This window comes from Methylobacterium sp. WL116 (genome assembly GCF_008039455.1).
In the GTDB taxonomy this organism is placed as follows: Bacteria; Pseudomonadota; Alphaproteobacteria; order Rhizobiales; family Beijerinckiaceae; genus Methylobacterium.
The window spans coordinates 1-749 of record NZ_VRUV01001012.1 but is presented as its reverse complement, the minus strand read 5'-3'; the positions used below and the strand labels follow the sequence as shown (position 1 = coordinate 749).

The 749-nt window shown below is 70.4% G+C and carries 1 protein-coding gene; it reads right to left on the bottom strand.

The features are described from left to right. Positions 1–230: 230 nt before the first annotated feature. On the bottom strand, positions 231–662 hold the full coding sequence (locus tag FV223_RS29120) for a formate dehydrogenase accessory protein FdhE (protein WP_246689867.1): 432 nt from the start codon (positions 660–662) through the stop codon (positions 231–233). Between the last annotated feature and the right edge of the window lie 87 nt (positions 663–749).

Genomic DNA, 749 nt, shown 5'->3' with positions numbered 1-749 from the left:
GGAGGGCGGCGAGCGAGAATCCGGAAATCTTGGTCGGCACGGGCGGCTTTCCCTGACACGGCGCAGCTTGCGCCGGACGGTTTTTGAGCCCGCGCCGCCGGGCGGTCAATCGTTGGCTTCGATTGCGCGCAATCGGTCCATGCGCGCGCGCGATGGACGTTATGACGCCGCCCGGTGCGGAAGGGGGAAACCGCGCCGCCGGCGCCTCGCCTCCGGCGGCGGAGCGGCGCTCAGGTCACGAAGAGCGGGTTCAACCCGGCCTTGTGGAAGCCGTCCTCGGCGATCTTCAGGTCGAGGCCGTAGGAGGCGACGTCGTCCGCGACGGGGTCGAGCGCCGGGTCGCGGTGCTGGTGCAGGTGCTTGATGTAGCTGTGGCAGGTGCCGCAGGTTTCGACCTGGATGTCCTTCGAGAGCTCGTCGAGGCTCTGGTAGGTGATCGCCTCGCCCGAGCCGCAGGCGGTGCAGCGGATGCGGACGTGATTCCACTGGCTGCCGCAGAGCGAGCAGGCGAGGTAGCGCGCCTTGTCGGCCGGGGTCCAGGCGACGATCAGGCTCGCCACGGGAGCGCCGCCGCAGGCCGGGCAGACGCCGTCGGCCACCGGCTTCAGCGCCGACCGGTCGAGGCGGGCGGCGAGCGAGAATCCGGAAATCTTGGTCGGCACGGGCGGCTTTCCCTGACACGGCGCAGCTTGCGCCGGACGGTTTTTGAGCCCGCGCCGCCGGGCGGTCAATCGTTGGCTTCGATTGCG